Genomic DNA, 19,501 nt, shown 5'->3' with positions numbered 1-19,501 from the left:
GGATACGCTACACTGAGTAAAGATTATACAAGAGAAAGAGGACATCAACTTATGCGAATCAATAAATTTATCAGCGAAACAGGATTTTGTTCCCGCCGGGCAGCAGATAAGCTCATCGATGCCGGACGTGTGACCATTAACGGCAACGTCGCCGAGCTCGGCTCGCAGGTCGAAAAAACGGACGCCGTCGAAATTGACGGACAGCCGCTTCAAGCAAAACCAGAACTCGAGTACTTGATTTTAAACAAACCTGTCGGCATTACATGTACGACGGAACGTGACATTGAAGGCAACATCATCGATTTCGTCAATCATCCGAAACGGATTTTCCCGATCGGACGACTCGACAAAGACTCGGACGGATTGATTATACTGACGAACGACGGAGATATCGTCAACCGGATTTTACGGGCAGAAAACAATCACGATAAAGAGTATATCGTGACGGTCGACGCACCGATTACGGAAACGTTCATCGAAGGAATGGCAGGCGGCGTCGAGATTCTCGGAACGACGACGAAAGAATGTGTCGTCGAACAGCTCGAGTCGCGGACGTTCCGAATCGTTTTGACACAAGGGTTGAACCGGCAAATTCGCCGGATGTGTAAAGAGTTTGGTTACCGTGTCAAACGCCTGCAACGCGTGCGGATCATGAACGTTGAACTCGGCGAATTACCAATCGGTGAATGGCGTGATTTGACGGAGTCAGAAATGAAGACGTTGTTCGAGATTCTCGATCAACAATAAGCTGAAAAAGTCGCCATGATGATGGCGGCTTTACTTGTATACATGGAAGGGGGTTCATCGTGGATAAACGTGGAATGAGTGCGACGTTCGTCGCTTATGTGATTGGTGGCTTGTTGCCAATCTACAAACTGTTCGCGGATGAAGTACCGGCGTGGACGGTCGTATCAATTCGCATCATCAGTGCCTTTATCTTTGTCACGTTATTACTGCGACTGACAGGAAAATTTAAACACGTCAAGCAACTTTGGCAAAGTAAACGCCAACGGAATACCGTTCTAGCAGCAGGACTCGTTCTTGGGGGGAACTGGACCTTGTATTTATATGCGATCGGGGAAGGGTATCTCGTCGAGTCGTCACTCGGCTATTACATTAACCCACTGGTCAGCGTCTTGTTCGGTTTATTATTTTTCGGTGAACGTCTGAATCGGGCCCAACTGCTCGCAATCGTCAGTGCCATCACGGGTGTCTTGATTTTAACGTTCGGTTACGGGAAGTTTCCGATCATTGCGTTTTCACTCGCCATCTCATTTGCCTTTTACGGTGTTCTGAAAAAGAAGGCAGCGGCAGAACCGTTATCTGGTCTGTTTCTTGAAACACTCGTGACGCTACCGTTTGCCGTATTGACGCTTGGTTTAACGGGTGCGAACCCGATTGCTCTCCCGACGGAAGCCTTGTTCGCGATCGTCATGTTAGGAGTGGCAACGGCCATTCAATTGATGTTGTTTGGATACGGAATGCCGAAAATCCCGTTCGTCTATGTCGGGATTTTACAATATATCGCTCCGACCTTGACCTTGATTCTCGGAGTCTTTTTATTCAATGACGTCTTTACACCGATTCACTTCATCGCGTTCTTGTTCATTTGGCTGGCCGTCGCTGTCTTTACAATCAGTGGGATATCAAGCGGACGAATGAAAATGAAAAAAGTATCGTGATTGAGAAAAGAGGAAATTATTCATGAATAAATCAGGTTTCATCGCAACATTATCCGCCTATATCATTTGGGGTTTGTTGCCGATCTACTGGAAATTACTTGCGACCGTCTCGAGTGAAGAGATATTAGCCCACCGAATCGTCTGGTCGTTTATTTTCTTACTGTTATTATTATCCCTTCAAAAAGCATTGCCGAAGTTTACGGGGGCATTGAAAAACCCGTTCACCCGTCGTCTTTTTTTCCTGAACGGACTGATCATTAGCATGAACTGGTTCATCTACATCTGGGCGGTCAATCATAATTTTATCGTCGAAGCATCGCTTGGGTATTACATCAATCCGATTGTCAGCATCATTTTCGGAGTGTTCTTTTTCCGGGAGAAACTGTCGCGGATTGAATGGCTCGCGATTCTACTTGCGACGATTGGTGTCTTGATCCTGACGATCGGCTATGGAAAGTTTCCTTGGATTTCGCTCGCACTGGCCTTCAGCTTTGGTTTTTATGGAGTCGTCAAAAAACAGCGACCGCTTGAATCAACGGTCAGCTTGACGATTGAAACGCTTGCTCCGTTACCGATTGCCATCCTGTTCTTAGGATATATGGGTGTCAGTGGGCAAGAGACTTTTACGTCGTCTCCCTTTGTGATGATCGGACTCTTTTTGACTGGTATCATTACCGCTGTTCCACTGTTATTGTTCGGATTTGGAGCGCAACGGATTCCGTTTACAGTCGTTGGTTTTCTGCAATTCGTTGCTCCGACGTTGTCGCTTGCGATCGGAGTTCTCCTGTATGATGAACCCTTTACGAGAACGCACTTGATTGCGTTTACATTCATTTGGTCGGCTGCCCTTGTCTTTACCTTAAATGGTTTATTGATTCGGAAAAAACAGTTACGAAAAGTCGCGTAAAAAGATAGAAGTCTGACCTCTTGCATGATAGAATGGAAACAGAGTCTAAGGGATATCCTTAAGGAGGAAATGAATCATGAATTTAGCAGGAATGATCGACCACACGGCTTTAAAAGCAGAAACGTCACGTGCTCAAATCGAAACACTTTGTAAGGAAGCACTCGAATACAAATTTGCAAGCGTCTGTGTCAACCCGACAAACGTAGCACTCGCAGCAGAACTTTTGAAATCAGACGACGCAGTTAAAGTCTGTACAGTCATCGGCTTCCCACTTGGTGCAAACACACCAGAAGTAAAAGCATTTGAAACACAAGATGCCATCAAAAACGGAGCAACAGAAATCGATATGGTCTTAAATATCGGCGCATTGAAAGACGGCGATCTTTCACTTGTTGAACGCGACATTCGTGCGGTTGTCGAAGCAGCAAACGGGACACTCGTCAAAGTCATCTTCGAGAACTGTCTCTTAACAAAAGAAGAAATTAAAACCGCTGCTGAGTTATCAGTCAAAGCAGGTGCAGATTTTGTCAAGACGTCAACTGGTTTCTCGACAGGCGGCGCAACGGTAGAAGATATCCGTCTCATGCGTGAAACAGTCGGACCTGACATCGGTGTTAAAGCTTCAGGCGGCGTTCGTGATTTCGAAGGCGCAAAAGCAATGATCGATGCTGGCGCAACACGCATCGGTGCTTCTGCCGGAATCGCCATCGTCACAGGTGGTTCTTCAGACAGCGATTACTAATTTAATCTGATAGACCGACGTGTTCTTTTTGCAACTGTTGTTGCGGGAAGGACACGTTTTTGTTTTAAAACAATTCTGAATTTGATTTTTAGGTTAAGAAGTCAGACAACCTTTCCGATAATCCATTGTAGAACAGTGGAGGGAAGTGGAAATATGTCAAAACGATTCAGTTTGTCCATACTAGCATTGACAATCGGTCTGGCGGGTTGTGGAAGTGTCATCGATGATCCGCAACAAGCAGTGAAGGAGCGTCGAAAAATGGCAGTCGTCTTATCCGATGTCGGATTAGGGGATCAATCATTCAGTGATGCAGCCATGAGCGGCATGTCCTTACTGCGTGAAAAAGAAGACTGGTTCATTGATTATAGAGAATTGAGCGAAACAAAATCATATGAAGCGGCATTTGCCGCATTAGCGAAACAACAGCCGACCGTTGTCGTCGGTCTCGGTTTCATGGGACAGGCGGACTTGGAGAAAGTTGCTAAACAGTATCCAAAACAGCAGTTTGCATTGATTGATGCCGTGTCAGAACTACCGAATGTATTATCCGTCACATTTAAAGAGGATGAAGGCAGTTATCTGGCGGGGGCAGCGGCAGCAATCCAATCTGACAGTGAAACGATTGGTTTCATCGGCGGCATGAAGTCGTCGCTCATTGAAAAGTTTGAAAAAGGCTATCGGGCCGGTGCAACAGCGATTAATCCTGACATCCGTGTTCTTGTCGATTATGCGGAGGACTTTGCTGCGCCGGACAAAGGACGGGAACTGGCAAATGCTCAAATGAAAAAAGAGGCAGATGTGTTATATGCGGCAGCAGGGCTTACCGGCAGTGGTGTTCTGGAAGCGGCAGAAGAAAAAGGAAATAAGGCGATTGGTGTCGACAGTGATCAAACGGCAATTGCACCGGACGCAGTCATGACGTCGATGTTGAAACAGGTCGATCTTGCGATTACGAAAATTGGCGACAGCGTTAAGGCATCAGGTCTTCAATCCGGTCAAATCGTGTTAGGGGTCAAAGATGGAGCTATTCAATTAGCACCGATTCGTAATGCCAACTTTACAGCAAAGGAACTGCAACGACTCGAACAATTGAAACAAGAAATACTGGAAGGCAAGGTGAAGGTCCAATGACGTTACGAAAACGATTTTTAATTTCGACACTTGTGACGATTGTCAGTGTCGTCGCCCTGATGGGTTGGACATTATTCGAGCTGCGGCAAATCCAGTCTTACAATGAAGATTACGGAAAACAATTGGTTGAGATTTCAGAATTGGAGACCAAGTTACTGTATGAGCAGGCAGGCTGGAACAGGTTAGCAAGCCAGCCGTCAGAAAATCAAAAAGAACAGGTCCTTGCCTTGAGTAAAAAAAATGAAAAAGCTCTCGATTCATTACAAAAAGCTTATTTGATTGATCGGTTTAAACCCGATTTGAATCGTGCCAAAATGAAGTATACGGTCTTAGCGGAGAAACGGACGGCATTATTAAATGCGCTCGATCCAATCGCAATCCGTTCCCATGCAGCCCAGGTGGAAGGGGTACTCAGCGATTTATACACGTTACATACAAAGAACGGTGAATTTTACGATGTACTGCAACAAGAAGCGAAAGATAAAACGTTGAATCTGACGCGTTCAGTTTTAATCGCGACATTCATCCTTCTGATTGCATTAGCACTCTACAATTGGTATTTCGCCCGGAGCATCACCCGTCCAATCAGCCGGGTCGTTAAAACGGCGGAACAGATTTCGCAAGGGGATGTCTCACAACAACTGCAGGTTTCAGGACGGACGGATGAAATTGGCCGTCTCGAATCAGCAATCGCCCAAATGCAAGGGACATTGCATGGTGTTATCGGGACGATCAGCCAGACATCGTCGACCATCAATCAGATGAGCGAACAAGCGACAGCTGAAAATGCAAATATCGTCGAAGTATCCGGAAACATGACACATGCCATCAATGAAATGGCCAGTGGTACGCAAACTGTCTCAGATGACTTACAAACGACAGTCAGCACGATCACGGATATGAGTACATTGTTTGAACAAAGTGAACAACGGGCACAACAGGCGTTGAGTCAAGGACAACTCGCGGATACGACGATGGGGAAAAGTGCCACCATCATGCAGGAACAAGCGGAATCACTGGCGACGGCTACTCTCCAAAATCAGGAGCTTGGTCATAAGTTGGCTGGATTCTTGCAACAAACACAGCAAATCGAACAGATGGCGCAACTCGTCTCAAGTGTCTCGGCACAAACGAATTTGCTATCGTTAAATGCTGCGATCGAAGCGGCACGGGCAGGAGAAGCAGGACGTGGTTTTGCTGTCGTGGCGAGTGAAGTGAAAAAGCTAGCGGATGAAACACATCAAGCAACCCGCTCTATCTTCTCACTCGTTCGTTCAATTCGGGCAGACGGAGCAATTTTGCAGGAAGCGTTACTTCAATCTGAAAAAGAACAAGCACATCAGGTCCAAAACTTTGCTGAGGTGACAGCAGCATTCGAAGAAACCCGTGGTCACGTGACGGATGTAACGGAAGCCGTCCAGTTCATGACGACACAGTTACTACAATCGAAAGACCAAGCCAATCAAGTGGTCAATCAGGTCAGCTCAGTCAGTGGCGTGATGGAAGAACTGGCCGCGGGGAATGAAGAAGTGGCGGCGTCGATGCGCGATCAGCAAGCATCATTCGAACAAATTCATCAACTTATGCTGGAACTGGAACAAACGACGACTTCACTCGATCAACAAACCAGCCAGTTCAAACTGTAATTCAAAAAGAAACATCAAAAAATCCCTCATCGGAGTTATTCCGGTGAGGGATTTTGCATCAACAGTTAGTTAAAAGAAGTCACTTGGATTCAGTTCGTTTGTCCGGCCGTTGGCATTGTATTGATAACCGCCGTCATGAATCTCAAAATGAAGGTGGGGACCGGTTGAATTTCCGGTACTTCCAAGATTACCGATTTGTTGTCCCTGTTTCACCTGTTGACCTTGTTTGACGGTCAGAGAATTCATGTGCGCATAAACGGTCGTATACGTTTTTCCGCCGATGCTGTGAGAGAGGTAGACGTGATTACCGTAAGGGCCGCCTGAACTTGCCTGAATGACAGTTCCGCTGGCGGAAGCAACGACTGGCGAATTCAGTGGACCCGCAAAATCAATCCCGTTATGGTACGCATATCCGTTACTTCCGCTGGCAGCACCCATTCCTTGTGAAATGGAACCGGCAGCAGGTTTAATGAACTTTCCTGTTGCTTTTGACAGGACTTTTGTACTTGCTTTTGTAACAGAAGCAGGTTGCGCCGATTGCGCGGCTGCTTGTTTTTCTGCTAGTCGTGCAGCTCGAGCAGCTGAACGGGCAGCAGCTTCCTGTGCTTTCAATTGAGCGGCTGCATCTTTTAAGCTCAAGATATTTGTTTCGATGGAACGTTTTTCTGTCTTCAAGCGCTTCAGCAACGTTGTCCGCTTGATTTTTTCTGCCGTTAGTTCACGCTGTTTCTGTTTTAGAAGAGTGCGATCATCGATCAAATCGACACGGGTTTGCTTCAATTCTTTTTGAGCAAGTGCCAATTGATGTTTATTTTGTTCGTAATCTTTTAATAAAGAAGCGTCGCTTTCAGCAATCGTATTAAAAGCATTAAACCGGCTGATCATATCTCCGACATCCTTGGCACCGAAAACAGCTTCGAGAAGCGGATCCTCATCTGCTTTCGACTGGCGGACTGCTAACCGATCACCCAACATTTTTTCCTGCTTGTTGATCTTTTCGCGCAAGGCATCGATTTTTTGTTCCAATCGTTTAATCTGCTTACGGTTTCGATCAATTTTTTGTTGGTTTTCAACGACTTGTAACGTCAATCCATTGATTTGTTGATCAAGCGCATAGACCTTTTGCTGGGCTTTGGACAATTGAGCTGTCGTTTTCGAGAGAGCTTGTTTTTGTTTTGACTGCTGCTTATGGTTTTGCTGTTGTTTTTCTTTATAAGAACTTGCCGCTCCGACCGGATGGACAAGTGGACTGAAGAGTAATGTCATCGTCATGAGGGACAGACCGAGTGTTTGCTTTAAAGATGATTTCATAGTTGAATCAATCATTCCTTCCTAAATCAGATACATGTTTTAAAATGTTACCTGTTCTACTCTAACAAGAAATAGGTCAAGTCTCCGTTACAGTTTCATTAAAAATATTATATGGAAATTATCAGGGAGTAACATTCCTTTTTGTAAATCATTCTTTGAATTCTCTCAAAAGAGAGAGAAAACTGTTGGCGAAACAGGAAAAAAGAAAAAATAAAAAAAGTGAATACAAGGATTCACTTTTAAAAAAGGGATGATATGTTTTTGTAATATTAAAAAGAACTGAAAAATGAAACGTTTGATGCATCGAGAAAAAGGTTATATAAATTAGTTTTGACTTACTCTTCGTAAATCATTTTCCGAGTCATTCCACCATCGAGAACCAATGTTTCTCCCGTTAAAAAGTCGTTATCAGGATTCGTTAAGAACAAAGCAGCCCGGGCGACATCTTCAGGTTTTCCGACTCGTCCAGCCGGATGCTGGCTATGATCTTCTGGTGAAAGTTCATGATAATTTCCGGTTTCAATCCAGCCGGGGGCAATCGCATTGACTAAAATTCGGTCTGGTCCTAAAGAAACGGCCAAAGCATGCGTTAATGCGACAATCCCGCCTTTAGTAGCCGCGTAAGATTCCGTATCCGGCTCAGACATAAAGGCACGGGTGGAGGCCAAATTGACAATCCGTCCACCGGCCGGGTTTTTCTTCAGGTAAGGAGCAGCGGCTTTTGTTGTTAAAAAGATGCTCCGCAGGTTGGTGTGTTGAACACGGTCCCATTCATCGAGCGATAATTCAAGTAACGGTTTACGAACCATGATGCCGGCATTGTTAATCAGGATATCAATCCGGCCGGTATGTTCGATGGCTTTATCAATCAATAGGTTGACGTCTTGTTCATCTTGAACATCCAGATGATAAAAATAAGCGGTTCCGCCGTCAGCTTCGATTTCCGATGCAAGGTCGTCACCCGTCATTTGATCAATGTCGGCCAAAATGACCGATGCACCTTCCTTGGCATAACTCTTGGCAAGTGTAGCTCCGATGCCATTAGCAGCACCTGTGATGATGACAGTATGATTGATATGATTCATTGTAAATTCCTCCTGGGGAGTGTGTAGTTGAGTAGACTGCTATAATCAGATAGCCGAAAACGAATCGATTAAAACATACTGGATCTTTGAAGAAAGGATTATCCAGATAGGCATTAGGGAACATAGAAAATAGCTAACGCTATTATTATGTTGAATGGGGGATTTTTGATGGATTTATCAAATCAAAAGCTCGAAACAGAACAAGAAAAATATGCAGATGAAGCTAAAGCGTATATTAATCAACCTAAAAAAACCAATTCGATGCTAAAACGAGCAATTGATAAAATAAATAAAAATTCAAGTTTATCAGTTGTTTTCTCACCGGTTCGCTTGTTTGTCGACATGGTTCGTTCTTACCAGTCAGGTGAATATCGAAATATTCGCCGGACGACGATTTTGAAAGTGATCGGTGCGTTAATTTATCTCGTTTCTCCGATTGATCTGGTCCCTGATTTTGTACTTGGATTTGGTTTTGCGGATGATATCGCCATCGTTCTGTTCGTGACAAAAACGGTGTTTGAAGAATTGACACGTTTTAGTGACTGGCAAGATGAGCAACAAAAAGCAAGCACGCAACCGCTCCAAAGTGAAGATGCGTATTAAGTGCATGAATTGATTCTGCCCTGCCACTGACATCGAGTCAGCGACAGGGTTTTTAGTCGTGAAGCCGAACACGATTTCTGTACGCTACCTCAAAAGTTCGTTACACTGGAGTTAGAAGAAAAATCCAGTGAAAGGGGGGGGATCATGGCTTGGCATTCGTGGATTGAATCGTATGGCTATTTCGGAATGATGTTGACGTTGATGTTTCCGTTTTTACCGAGTGAAGTACCTTTAGCTTATGCGGGCTACCTGGTACATACGACGCAATTTAATCTCATTATCATGTTGATTGTCTCAGTACTCAGTTTTGTGATCAGTCAAAACATCTTCTTTACGATTGGTCGGCTCGGAAGTGACCGCTTACTGGCCCGTGTATTTAAATGGTTTCGGATTTCTGAAACGAAGATGAATCAGTTTCAACGTCAAATGGACACACGCGGACGTTTTATCCTGTTGTTGTCACCGATGTGGCGGATGGGATTTGCCATCGGGGCCGGATTGACAGGTGTTTCACGGTTGACGTTCACGATTGCCACGACAATTTCCTTTTTCGCCTGGTCGGCCTTTTTCATTTGGGGCGGGAAAAAACTGGGGCATGGTATGATGGGGCGGCATCATGAACTCCATCACTATACACCTTGGCTCATCGGGTTACTCGTATTTGGAGCCGGATATATCTACTTCCGGAAGAAAACGCTTATGAAAAAACAAAACGCTTTTAAAAAATAGAGGAGTGTTCACATGGCAGTGATTTTATTTGATATCGATGGAACATTGATTGATTCAACCAATCAAATGACAGAGGCAATTCATCTGGCGATGGAAGATATGCCGCATCTTGTCAAACCATCAAAAGAGAGTGTTCAGTCCAGCTATGGTTTGGCAGGAAATGCTTTTTGGAGAAAAGCGATTCCGGATGCTTCAGAAGAAGACATTCGTGCGATTCGAAAAAAACGTCACCATCATCTAGAACAGACGATGGCGGGACAGGATGTTTTGTTTGACGGGATTCGTGAAATGTTAGAAACGTTGACCAAACAAGGACACATCGTTTCGACAGCAAGCAATTGCGGCGTTCACTATTTGAATCTAGTGCTCGACAGTCAAAACATTCGTTCGTATTTTACAAGTCCAAAATGTCTGGAGTCGGTTCAGGGTAAACAAAAAGCCGATATTCTAGCAGCCCATCGAGACGAATTCGGTGCGGTCGAATATTTGATGGTGGGAGACCGTTCATCGGACGTCGAAGCTGCACGAATCCAACAGATGCGGGTTGCGATTTGCCGGTTCGGTTTCGGAACGGAACAGGAGTGGAATTCGGCTGATTATCAGTTAGAGACACCGATGGACGTATTGAAATACGTATAATAAAGATACAAAAAAGAAGCGATGCTGACAGCGTCGCTTCTTTTTTGTATCAATCAAAATCGAGCCGGTATTGTTCATGATTCGTCCATGGACGGAAACGACGGAATAAGTGGTGGAATAAGAGACAAAGAAGAATCGGTAAAATGATGAAGAGTCCGAAGACAACCGAGATATTGCCCCATGTCCAACCACCGGTCATTAAATGTAACGCATTGATCGGACCAATCAGGCCTGACATGCCGAAACCGGCACTGAACGGTGTTCCTTGAACACCAAGAACGCCAGCCAGTCCGCCGAGAACTGCCGCACTGCACATGACTGGCAGAATCATGATGGGATTTCGGATGAAATTTGCCATTTGGATTTTAGGAGATCCTAAAAAGTGAGCAATGGAAGTGCCTCGTGAATTCGCTTGCCAACCGGCAATCGCAAGTCCGAAACCGGCTGCGCAAACACCTAAGTTGGCAGCACCGGCGGCAACACCGGATAAGCTGATTGCAGTTGCGATTCCGACAGTCGACAACGGTGAGACAATCAGGACAGAGAAGGTGACGGCTAAAGTGATGCCCATTAACACAGGTTGAAGGACTGTAAAATGAGTAATCAACTGACCGATACTGGCAGTGATTTTTGTGACATAAGGATAGGTCAGGACACCGATTCCGCCTGCTCCGACGATAATTAAGGTCGGAATGACGAGGACGGTATACGTTTTAAACCGATTGCCAATCCACAGTACGAGAGCTGTTGCAATGGCAGCCGTTAGTCCGGCATTGATGACATCCCCCGTGCCGACGAATAAGTAACCTGCTGTATCGGTCCGGCTTGCGACACCTGATCCAACGACAGTCGCGAGACCAATCGAGGTAGTTTCGATGGGAGACGTCTTAAACTGCATCGCTACGGCGACACCAATCACCATCGGTAACAAACGCATCGCAAGCGCGGTAGAGTCGATGATATGTTGGGCGGGAGAAAAGTACGGAAGCAAGGCTTTGGCGAGTTCGCCAAGTAAGGCGCCGGGGATAAGTGCAACTAAAATCCCGATACTAAGACCGTTTAACACATGGATTCCGAATTGACGGTCGAACCGTTTCGAAGTTGTCTTCATAAAAATCACTCCTTATGTATCACTTTTGTGCATAACAGTATAAAAGCGATGAATTGTGTTTAATCATACGAAAGTCTCTGTAGCACGTCAAGGTAAAAATGGAATTTTCTGAAAAAACAAAGGCAAAGTATTCGCACTCACACGATAGGACTGCTAGAGTGAAAGAGTAAAAATCGGGGAGGGAACAGTTATGTCAGAACAACAAATCGTATTAGCCAACAGACCGGACGGACGTCCGACACGGGAGACGTTCCGGTACGAAAAGATTGAACTGAATGAGTTGCAAACGGATCAAGTCTTGTTAGAGACGCTTTATATCTCAGTTGATCCATACATGCGGGGACGAATGAACGATTCCCGTTCTTATTCTCAGCCATTTGAACTGGATGCACCGATTCAAGGAGGCGTAGTCGCCCGTGTCATCGAATCAAAAACGGATACACTCGAAGTCGGCGACATCGTCGTCGGAATGCTCGATTGGGCAACAAAATTAGTCGTGGATGCCAAACAAGTCCGTAAAATTGATGCATCACTGGCACCTGTCTCAACGGCACTTGGTGTACTTGGGATGACCGGCATGACGGCTTATTTCGGATTACTGGATATCGGGAATCCACAGCCCGGTGAAACGGTTGTCGTCTCGGCAGCAGCCGGAGCAGTCGGCTCGATTGTCGGACAAATTGCTAAAATCAAAGGTGCACGGGTCGTCGGTATTGCGGGAAGTGATGAAAAAATTCAGTATCTCAAAGAAGAACTTGGATTTGATGAAGTCATCAATTATAAAACGGAACAAATCGGAGAAGCCTTGGACCGGACGTGTCCGGACGGAATCGACGTCTATTTCGAAAATGTCGGCGGGGAAATCGGTGATGCAGTACTCAATCGTTTAAATCCGTTTGCCCGTATTCCAGTCTGTGGAGCAATTTCCGGATACAATGAAAAAACAGATGTTGGTCCACGTGTTCAATCCAAATTGATCATGTCACGCGCACGGATGCAAGGCTTTTTGGTCGGAGATTACGCTAAACGTTTTAAAGAGGCGGCGGAGCAACTAGGACAATGGGTCAGTAACGGTGAATTAAAGTATGAAGAAACGATTTTTGAAGGGTTTGATCAAGTACCGGATGCGTTTCTTGGACTGTTTGATGGTTCGAATACCGGAAAATTGTTGGTCAAGTTATAAGAAGACGTCAAAAAAGGTTTTGCTTTCCTTTATGGGAGAGCAAAACCTTTTTTTAATGGAAAATCCTATTTATTGATCAGCGGGATCTTTTTGTAATTCTTCCAGATCGGGATCCGGATGCTGTGTTTCAGCCGGTTTGATACCGGGATCAGATGTTTCCGCGGGTTCCGGATCCGGGTGTAAGCCGACATCTGCTGTTTCGTTTGGCAAGTCTTGTTTTTTATCCGTCATGATTCTGTCATCTCCCTTATCATCAATACTTTTACATTTACCCCAATTGATTGTTCTAAAACGAAAAGCGACAGGTTTGAGTTCATTGTTTTGTGCGAAACACGTTGTGAACCAAAACGACTCCACACGTTTACGTCCTGATTTCATGACGAATGTCCGGGAAACCGTTAAAGGCTTCACCAAGTCTTTACAAAAACCTTGCAGATCCTTTAAGTCTCCTTTGAACTGGACTCGTAGACTGATAGGGAGATGAAAGAGAAGGAAGGGTGTATACGCGTGAGTGGACAACAATTTAAAAAAGCAGTCATGAAACAACTTCAGTGGGTACGCGAGGAGAAGCAACGGCTTCAATCGGAATCAAAGGCAAGTGTTGCTTCCATTGAACGTTTACAGAAGCTCCCGGTATTGACGATGAAAACAGGAATCCGACCAAACACTTCCGGACGTCCTTCGACAACAACGGCATATCATGAGCAAAGTAACAGCGGATTGTTACAGGAGATTGCGTATGCAGATATTCCCTTGCAAAGCGGAACGCGTTATTTTGAGCAGCGACCACTGGAAGTCGCCATCGTCTGTTCCGAATTCATGTATGCCTATTATCAAGATGCGCTCCACTTACACTATGTCAATCCGGCAACATTTGAAGAGGTATTTGAAAAACCGATTGACCTTTTCCTGGTCGTATCCTCATGGAAAGGACTACACGGAGACGACTGGAAAGGTGTCGCAACGCCGACCTCCAAAAAACGGGCCCGTCTGATGGAAATGATTCGACAGGTGAAGGCAAAAGAAATACCCGTTGTTTTTCAATCGACAGAGGATCCAAGTAATTTTGAACGTTTTAGTGGTGTGGCCAAGGAAGCGGATTATATTTTGACATCAGACGAAGCCATGATTCCGGAATATCAGGTGTTATGCGGGCATGACCGGATTGAAGCGACGACGTTTGGGGTGAATCCAATCATCCATAATCCGATTGGCGCGACACGCAGTCGAAAAAAACACGTTTTGTTTGCCGGCAGCTGGATGGCAAAGTATCCGGAACGTGTCAAAGACACTGAGATGTTATTTGATGGTGTCTTACGTTCCGACCATACACTTGATATCGTTGACCGCAACTATCAGTTGAATTTACCGGATTATCACTTTCCGGAACGTTATGTCTCGCGTGTCGCACCGTCAATTCCTTATGAGACATTACAACAAGTCAGTAAGTGTTATGACTGGGTATTGAATTTAAACAGCATTAAATATAGTAAAACGATGTGTGCGCGGCGAATTTACGAATCCCAAGCACTCGGAAATCTGATTTTGTCGAATTACAGCATCGCCGTCAATAATGATTTTCCGAACGTGTTTACTGTCCATGATCATCAAGAGGCTCAAGCGATTTTAGAACGGACGACCGAGGATGACGTGAAGCGGCTCCGGGCAGAAGGGATTCGTTCCGTCATGTCGTCCCATACCGTGTATGACCGGATTGATCAGATGACACGTTTGCTGAAGTTGCCAGTCCAACCGTTGCAGCGGAAACTTCTGGTCGTCTTACGCCACGTGACACCGGAACTAAACCGGATGATCGAACACCAAACCGTAACACCGGATTGGATTTACCGCGAAGAAGACCTGACGAAAGAATTATACGGACAGACCGATTTAGTGGCAGTACTCGACGGGGCGGAGTCATATGGAGAGTACTATCTTGAAGATTTAGTGAACGGATTTAAATACAGCGATGCAAGTATTGTCCGTAAAACAGCCCGCGATGAGGTACCGTTTGTCATTCGGGAAGAACAAGGCCAGCCGGTCGGCAGTATGATCTGGCGTGCTGATTTTTCCTATGAACAGTTCAGTGAAGGAAAGATGACAGGAAAAACACTGCTTCTTGATGCACTCGAGTGGAACGAGCAAGGGAAGTCATCTGCTGTTGAAACACCGGTTTTGTCCGTCGTCGTGCCGATTTTTAATAATGGATATCATCTCACATACAAATGTTTTGCCAGCTTAAAACGAATGGAACGATTTGACGAGACGGAAATTATCTTAGTGGATGATGGATCAACAGACCGTATGACTTTACAAGCGATTGATCGTCTCGCGCGACGACACGGCAACGTCGTAACCTATCTGTTCCCGACAGGCGGAAGCGGCAGTGCGTCACGCCCGCGTAATAAGGGCGTCGAACTGGCACGTGCCGAACGGATTGCGTTCCTGGATCCTGATAACGAAGTGTTGAGTGACCGGTATGCCGAATTATTGAGTGAACTCGATCATGACCCGACACTCGATTTTGCAGTCGGACATATGAAAAAGTTGGCAGAAAAAACAAGTATCATCGCCTTACCGAAAGTTCGGAAAGAAGGACGGAAGGTCTGTGAGCAACCCAAAACATATTTGCTCGAGAACCGTTTTTCCGTTCAAAGTATTCAGGCGTTAGTCGTTAAGAAGAGCTTTTTGCAGGAACACCAGCTGGAACAAGTCGTTGGTGCAGTCGGACAAGACTCATTGTTTTTCCAAGAAATGATGTTACATGCGGACCGTGTCTTACTCGTCAACCGAGTCATTCATTATTACTATGCCGCAGTAGCGGGTTCGACCGTCAACTCCTTGACAGTTCGCTTCTTTGAACGCAGCGTCGTCCGGGAAAAGGCCCGGGCTGAGAAGTTTGCACGTTATGGTGTCCTGGATGCGTATAAAGAAACCCGTTTCGAACACTTTTTTGAACATTGGTATTTGGTAAAACTTCGTTACTGCAGTGATAAAGATTTTGGTCCGAGCGTCGCGCTTCTCCGAATGATTATCGCTTTTTATGAACCGATGACATTAACGAATCCGTTGATCCGCCGATTCGTTGAACTTGCGGATAAAAAACAGACCGATGCAATCCAAGCATTGTTATTAGAGGAGGTACGGTGATGCCGACAAAACAGATGACGCGACCAAAAGATGAAATCCGTGCTGCTTATTATGATCAACTCGGAGTCCAGTTCGGAAAAAAAGTCCGGTCACGGATTCACTGGATTATTCGCGAGACAAAGGGCAGTCAGATTCTCGACATCGGTTGTTCAGGAGGGCTCGTCCCGATTTTACTCGGTCGTGAAGGGAAACAGGTTGTGGGAATCGATGTCTCACCGGAAGCCATCACAGAGTCGAGGAATGCACTGGAGAAAGAAGCACGTTCGGTCAAAGAATTGATTCAGTTTGAAGAAGAAAACCTGATGACGTTTTCGACCAGCCAACGTTTTGACACGGTCTTGATGACGGAAGTTCTCGAGCATATCGGCGAACCAGAACGGTTTGTCCAAAAAGCATGTTCATTCCTGAAACCGGGTGGACGGCTTGTCGTAACGGTTCCGTTTGGTGTCAATGACTATGCCGACCATAAGCGGACTTATTATTTACGTCATTTGTTAGAGCAATTGACACCCTATGGAACGATTGATCGATTGGAGCGGATGGACAAGTGGTTAGGCGTGATTGTGACGCTTCATGAGGAAAAACAACCGGTCCGCAGTATGACGAATCAAGAAATAGACTGGTTGGAAACGGCTTTTGAAGCAATCGAGCGGATGCATTTGACTGAAATCGTTCGATTAAAAAACCAGCAAAAGAAATGGGAGCAGAAACAGTTGAAACAGCAGGTCAACGAGCAGGAATATGCGGAGTTATCATCAGAACATGAGCGGCTGTTACAACAAGTGACCGAACAAGAAGAAACGATTGCACTGTTGGCACAACAGTATCAGTTGGTCCTCGAACGGTATGAAGGAGCACTTGTGTCGAATCTGGATGTCTTGGAGGCGAATACACAATGGAAATTAAAATACCGATCACTGGCAAATTCAAAGCTTGGAAAAATCGCCGTCCGTTACTGGAAGTTCCGACGAAAGCTCAAACAAAGACGGGCCCGGAGATGATGAATGTCTTGATGATCTGTCAGAATTTTTATCCTGAAATCGGCAGTGCCGCCAACCGGATGAAAAACATCTTTAAACGGATGGAACAACAAGGCAGTGACGTGCATGTCCTGACATCAGAACCACTGTACCCGACGGCGGAATTGTATACGGATGCGATGTTTTGGGACGAACCAAGTTTGGATGCGGCTAACATTACCCGGATTCAACCACGGGATCTACGGGCGACGACAAACTTATGGCGACGGCTCCGGTTGTTTTTAGAACAGTTTGTCTTGGCGGTCCGGGAAGTACGGCAGGATAAAAAACAGTATAGCTACATCTATGCGACGACGCCTTCCATCTTCATGGGACTGGTTGGAGTCGTTGCCAAGTTCATCAAAAAAGCACCACTCGTGTTAGACGTCCGCGATTTGTGGCCGGAATCATTGGTCGGTGTCGGAATCACGAAGTCACGCTTGCTGCTCGCGCCGCTCTACTGGCTTGAAAAATGGATGTATCATCGAGCCGATCAAATTGTCATCAACAGTGAAGGATTTCGTTCGTATATCGAAAGCAAAGGAATTGCCCCGGAGAAAATTCATTACATTCCGAATTCAATCGAAGAAAACGAATGGTTGATTAAACGGCGGAAAGTATCGGAGCAAGTCCGCGTCGTCTATACCGGAAATATCGGGTTGGCGCAGGACGTATTCTTATTACTTGATGTAGCGGAGCGATTAAAAGAGGATTCAAAAATTGAATTTCATGTCGTCGGATACGGCTATCATAAAGAAAAATTTGAAGAACATGTCTTAAAACGCGGACTGACGAATATTCATTTCATGAATGCGATGCCGAGATGGGACGCGCTGAAACAACTTGCCAAAAGTGATATCGCCTTTGCGACATTAGTCGAGAGTACAGCATTCGATACAGTGACGCCAGGAAAAATCATCGACTATATGGCAATGGGCTGTGCGATTGTCGGAGCCGTTTCAGGACATGCTGCGAAAGTGATTGAAGAGGCCGGAGCAGGATTCGTCTCACGGGAGCGTTGTCGCGAGACAATCGTCGGACAAATCCGTTATCTCGCAGAACATCCGGAAGCGCGTGAAGAAATGGGTCAATCGGGTGTAGCGTATGTCCAGACCCATTTTGACTGGGAACAAAATCAGGAACGATTGTTTGAAGCCATTCGAAAAACCAATTTCCAAGTAGTAGGGGTGAGTAAATGAGACGGGTCGGGATGTTTGTTTGGAATACGTTTACGAATGATGCACGTGTTTTACGGGAGTGTACAGCGCTCGCGGAAGCAGGGAATCACGTCGATTTATATTGCCTCAATGATGGCACATTACCAGCAATGGAGTATCATCCGGGCGGCTTTCGAATCATCCGAATTGAACGGACACCTCCTTTTGAAACAATCCTTCGTCGTCTGAAGAAGCGTAACCCGGTTACGCTTCTGGCTGGCGCAGGATTGTTCTTGTTCATTCCCTGGCTGATTCCGATTGTAGTGATTCTGTACGTGTTGCAGAAAAGTCGGTTTATCCGCTATGCGCTTTATAACAGCTTCGGCATTGTCCGGATGACACGGGCAGCACGTAAGCGAAACTACGATATCATGCATGCCAACGATTTAAATACATTACCGCAAGCGATTTTGGCGGCGAAAGGTGCGAAAATCGTCTACGATTCGCATGAAGTCCAGACGGATCGGACGGGATATGGAAGAGGACAAGGCGGATTGGAACGTCACTTATTACGATTTGTGGATCGGACGATGGTTGAAAATGAGACACGGGCCGACTATCACGAAGCACTTTATGGAGAGCGTCCGGCCGTGTTGCACAATTATCCGTTCTATCAAGAAACGGTACCAGAAGCACGCCCGCTACATGAAGAACTTGGGATTGAAGAAAAAGAACCGATTTTATTGTATCAAGGCGGTATTCAGGAAGGACGGGGGCTCGAGCGGTTGATTGCTGCGATGCCTTTGATTCGAAACGGCACACTGCTGTTCATTGGCGACGGGAAAATCAAGTCGGAGCTTCAACGGCTTGCGTCTCAATCCTCAGAACGAGAACGTATTTATTTTATTGATAAGGTGCCGCTTGATCAGTTACCGAGCTATACAGCAGCGGCGACGGTCGGGTTTCAAGTGTTACAAAACGTGTGCTTTAACCATTATTCGGCATCTTCGAATAAGTTATTTGAATACATGTCAGCTCTTGTGCCGGTCGTGGCAGCCGATTTACCGGAAATCCGTCGTGTCGTCGAGGCAGAGGCCGTCGGACTGCTCGTTGACGTTGAATCGCCGCAAGCGATTGCCGCTGCCGTCAATCAAATCGTCGAGGAGGACGGGTTACGCCAGGCGATGAAAGAACGAACAAAGCAGGCACGGCAGAAATACAACTGGGATAAAGAAAAAGACCGATTATTGACTGTCTATCATGAATTAATGAAGTGAATGAACGAGAACAGAGGCAGGAAACAACAAAGATGCAGGTAATTCCACGCTGAAGAACAATGGAATGGACCGGATTGTGTTGTTTCTCTCGCGAATGCAACAAAAGTTCGTTGTTTATTTACAAGCTTT

The 19,501-nt window shown here is 45.7% G+C and carries 18 protein-coding genes; 14 read left to right on the top strand and 4 right to left on the bottom strand.

Annotation, left to right across the window (positions count from 1 at the left end; all coding sequences use genetic code 11):
* Nucleotides 1-51: 51 nt before the first annotated feature.
* The 6 genes from rluF (at nucleotide 52) to P402_RS0112530 (ending at nucleotide 6,108) form a co-directional block, all read left to right on the top strand.
* Nucleotides 52-747, top strand: coding sequence for a 23S rRNA pseudouridine(2604) synthase RluF (rluF, locus tag P402_RS0112555; protein WP_026829015.1), 696 nt, complete (start codon nucleotides 52-54; stop codon nucleotides 745-747).
* Between the two features lie 59 nt (nucleotides 748-806).
* Nucleotides 807-1,682: an EamA family transporter RarD gene (gene rarD, locus P402_RS0112550; RefSeq protein WP_026829014.1), complete on the top strand. Its 876-nt coding sequence runs from the start codon at nucleotides 807-809 to the stop codon at nucleotides 1,680-1,682.
* A 22-nt stretch (nucleotides 1,683-1,704) separates the two neighbouring features.
* Entirely contained in the window at nucleotides 1,705-2,589 is an 885-nt protein-coding gene (gene rarD, locus P402_RS0112545) for an EamA family transporter RarD (RefSeq protein ID WP_026829013.1), read from the top strand.
* A 76-nt stretch (nucleotides 2,590-2,665) separates the two neighbouring features.
* Nucleotides 2,666-3,331: a deoxyribose-phosphate aldolase gene (gene deoC, locus P402_RS0112540; RefSeq protein WP_026829012.1), complete on the top strand. Its 666-nt coding sequence runs from the start codon at nucleotides 2,666-2,668 to the stop codon at nucleotides 3,329-3,331.
* Nucleotides 3,332-3,484: 153 nt separating this feature from the next.
* Nucleotides 3,485-4,462: a BMP family lipoprotein gene (locus P402_RS0112535; RefSeq protein WP_026829011.1), complete on the top strand. Its 978-nt coding sequence runs from the start codon at nucleotides 3,485-3,487 to the stop codon at nucleotides 4,460-4,462.
* Nucleotides 4,459-6,108 carry a methyl-accepting chemotaxis protein gene (locus tag P402_RS0112530; protein ID WP_026829010.1) on the top strand — a complete coding sequence of 550 codons (1,650 nt, stop codon included), beginning with the start codon at nucleotides 4,459-4,461 and terminating at the stop codon, nucleotides 6,106-6,108. Before P402_RS0112535 ends, P402_RS0112530 begins: the two co-directional genes overlap by 4 nt.
* Nucleotides 6,109-6,177: 69 nt before the next feature.
* On the opposite strand, the gene P402_RS0112525 is transcribed toward P402_RS0112530, so the two are convergent.
* Entirely contained in the window at nucleotides 6,178-7,419 is a 1,242-nt protein-coding gene (locus P402_RS0112525; protein ID WP_235188878.1) for a murein hydrolase activator EnvC family protein, read from the bottom strand.
* A gap of 335 nt (nucleotides 7,420-7,754) precedes the next feature.
* Complete coding sequence (locus P402_RS0112520; RefSeq protein ID WP_026829008.1) at nucleotides 7,755-8,504, bottom strand: SDR family NAD(P)-dependent oxidoreductase; 750 nt, start codon at nucleotides 8,502-8,504, stop codon at nucleotides 7,755-7,757.
* Nucleotides 8,505-8,672: 168 nt separating this feature from the next.
* Between P402_RS0112520 and P402_RS0112515 the strand changes: the two genes are divergently transcribed.
* The 3 genes from P402_RS0112515 (at nucleotide 8,673) to P402_RS0112505 (ending at nucleotide 10,475) form a co-directional block, all read left to right on the top strand.
* A complete protein-coding gene (locus P402_RS0112515) occupies nucleotides 8,673-9,107 on the top strand; it encodes a YkvA family protein (RefSeq protein WP_026829007.1) in 435 nt (144 codons plus the stop codon).
* A 144-nt stretch (nucleotides 9,108-9,251) separates the two neighbouring features.
* The gene (locus P402_RS0112510; RefSeq protein ID WP_026829006.1) at nucleotides 9,252-9,836 is read left to right on the top strand and encodes a DedA family protein; all 585 of its coding nucleotides are present in this window, start codon (nucleotides 9,252-9,254) and stop codon (nucleotides 9,834-9,836) included.
* 12 nt (nucleotides 9,837-9,848) lie between these two features.
* On the top strand, nucleotides 9,849-10,475 hold the full coding sequence (locus tag P402_RS0112505) for an HAD family hydrolase (protein WP_026829005.1): 627 nt from the start codon (nucleotides 9,849-9,851) through the stop codon (nucleotides 10,473-10,475).
* A 49-nt stretch (nucleotides 10,476-10,524) separates the two neighbouring features.
* On the opposite strand, the gene P402_RS0112500 is transcribed toward P402_RS0112505, so the two are convergent.
* Nucleotides 10,525-11,586 (bottom strand): PTS transporter subunit IIC, encoded by a 1,062-nt coding sequence (locus P402_RS0112500; RefSeq protein ID WP_026829004.1) that lies wholly within the window; start codon nucleotides 11,584-11,586, stop codon nucleotides 10,525-10,527.
* Nucleotides 11,587-11,776: 190 nt separating this feature from the next.
* Between P402_RS0112500 and P402_RS0112495 the strand changes: the two genes are divergently transcribed.
* The gene (locus P402_RS0112495) at nucleotides 11,777-12,769 is read left to right on the top strand and encodes an NADP-dependent oxidoreductase (protein ID WP_026829003.1); all 993 of its coding nucleotides are present in this window, start codon (nucleotides 11,777-11,779) and stop codon (nucleotides 12,767-12,769) included.
* A gap of 69 nt (nucleotides 12,770-12,838) precedes the next feature.
* Here the strand turns inward: P402_RS0112495 and P402_RS17075 are convergent, their stop codons facing one another.
* Nucleotides 12,839-13,000 (bottom strand): hypothetical protein, encoded by a 162-nt coding sequence (locus P402_RS17075; protein WP_200868722.1) that lies wholly within the window; start codon nucleotides 12,998-13,000, stop codon nucleotides 12,839-12,841.
* A gap of 276 nt (nucleotides 13,001-13,276) precedes the next feature.
* Between P402_RS17075 and P402_RS0112485 the strand changes: the two genes are divergently transcribed.
* Genes P402_RS0112485 through P402_RS0112470 form a run of 4 tightly spaced genes read left to right on the top strand, consistent with a single transcriptional unit; the run spans nucleotide 13,277 to nucleotide 19,372 of the window.
* On the top strand, nucleotides 13,277-15,919 hold the full coding sequence (locus tag P402_RS0112485; RefSeq protein WP_026829002.1) for a glycosyltransferase: 2,643 nt from the start codon (nucleotides 13,277-13,279) through the stop codon (nucleotides 15,917-15,919).
* Nucleotides 15,919-16,920 carry a methyltransferase domain-containing protein gene (locus P402_RS0112480; RefSeq protein ID WP_026829001.1) on the top strand — a complete coding sequence of 334 codons (1,002 nt, stop codon included), beginning with the start codon at nucleotides 15,919-15,921 and terminating at the stop codon, nucleotides 16,918-16,920. Before P402_RS0112485 ends, P402_RS0112480 begins: the two co-directional genes overlap by 1 nt.
* Entirely contained in the window at nucleotides 16,815-18,137 is a 1,323-nt protein-coding gene (locus tag P402_RS0112475; RefSeq protein WP_235188877.1) for a glycosyltransferase family 4 protein, read from the top strand. The genes P402_RS0112480 and P402_RS0112475 overlap by 106 nt, the downstream gene beginning before the upstream one ends.
* Entirely contained in the window at nucleotides 18,134-19,372 is a 1,239-nt protein-coding gene (locus tag P402_RS0112470; protein ID WP_026828999.1) for a glycosyltransferase, read from the top strand. Before P402_RS0112475 ends, P402_RS0112470 begins: the two co-directional genes overlap by 4 nt.
* The last annotated feature ends 129 nt before the right edge of the window (nucleotides 19,373-19,501 follow it).

The organism is Exiguobacterium sibiricum 7-3 (assembly GCF_000620865.1).
Taxonomy (GTDB): Bacteria; Bacillota; Bacilli; order Exiguobacteriales; family Exiguobacteriaceae; genus Exiguobacterium_A; species Exiguobacterium_A sibiricum_A.
Note: the sequence above shows the minus strand (reverse complement) of the source record. Positions and strands in the feature narration are given on the sequence as shown.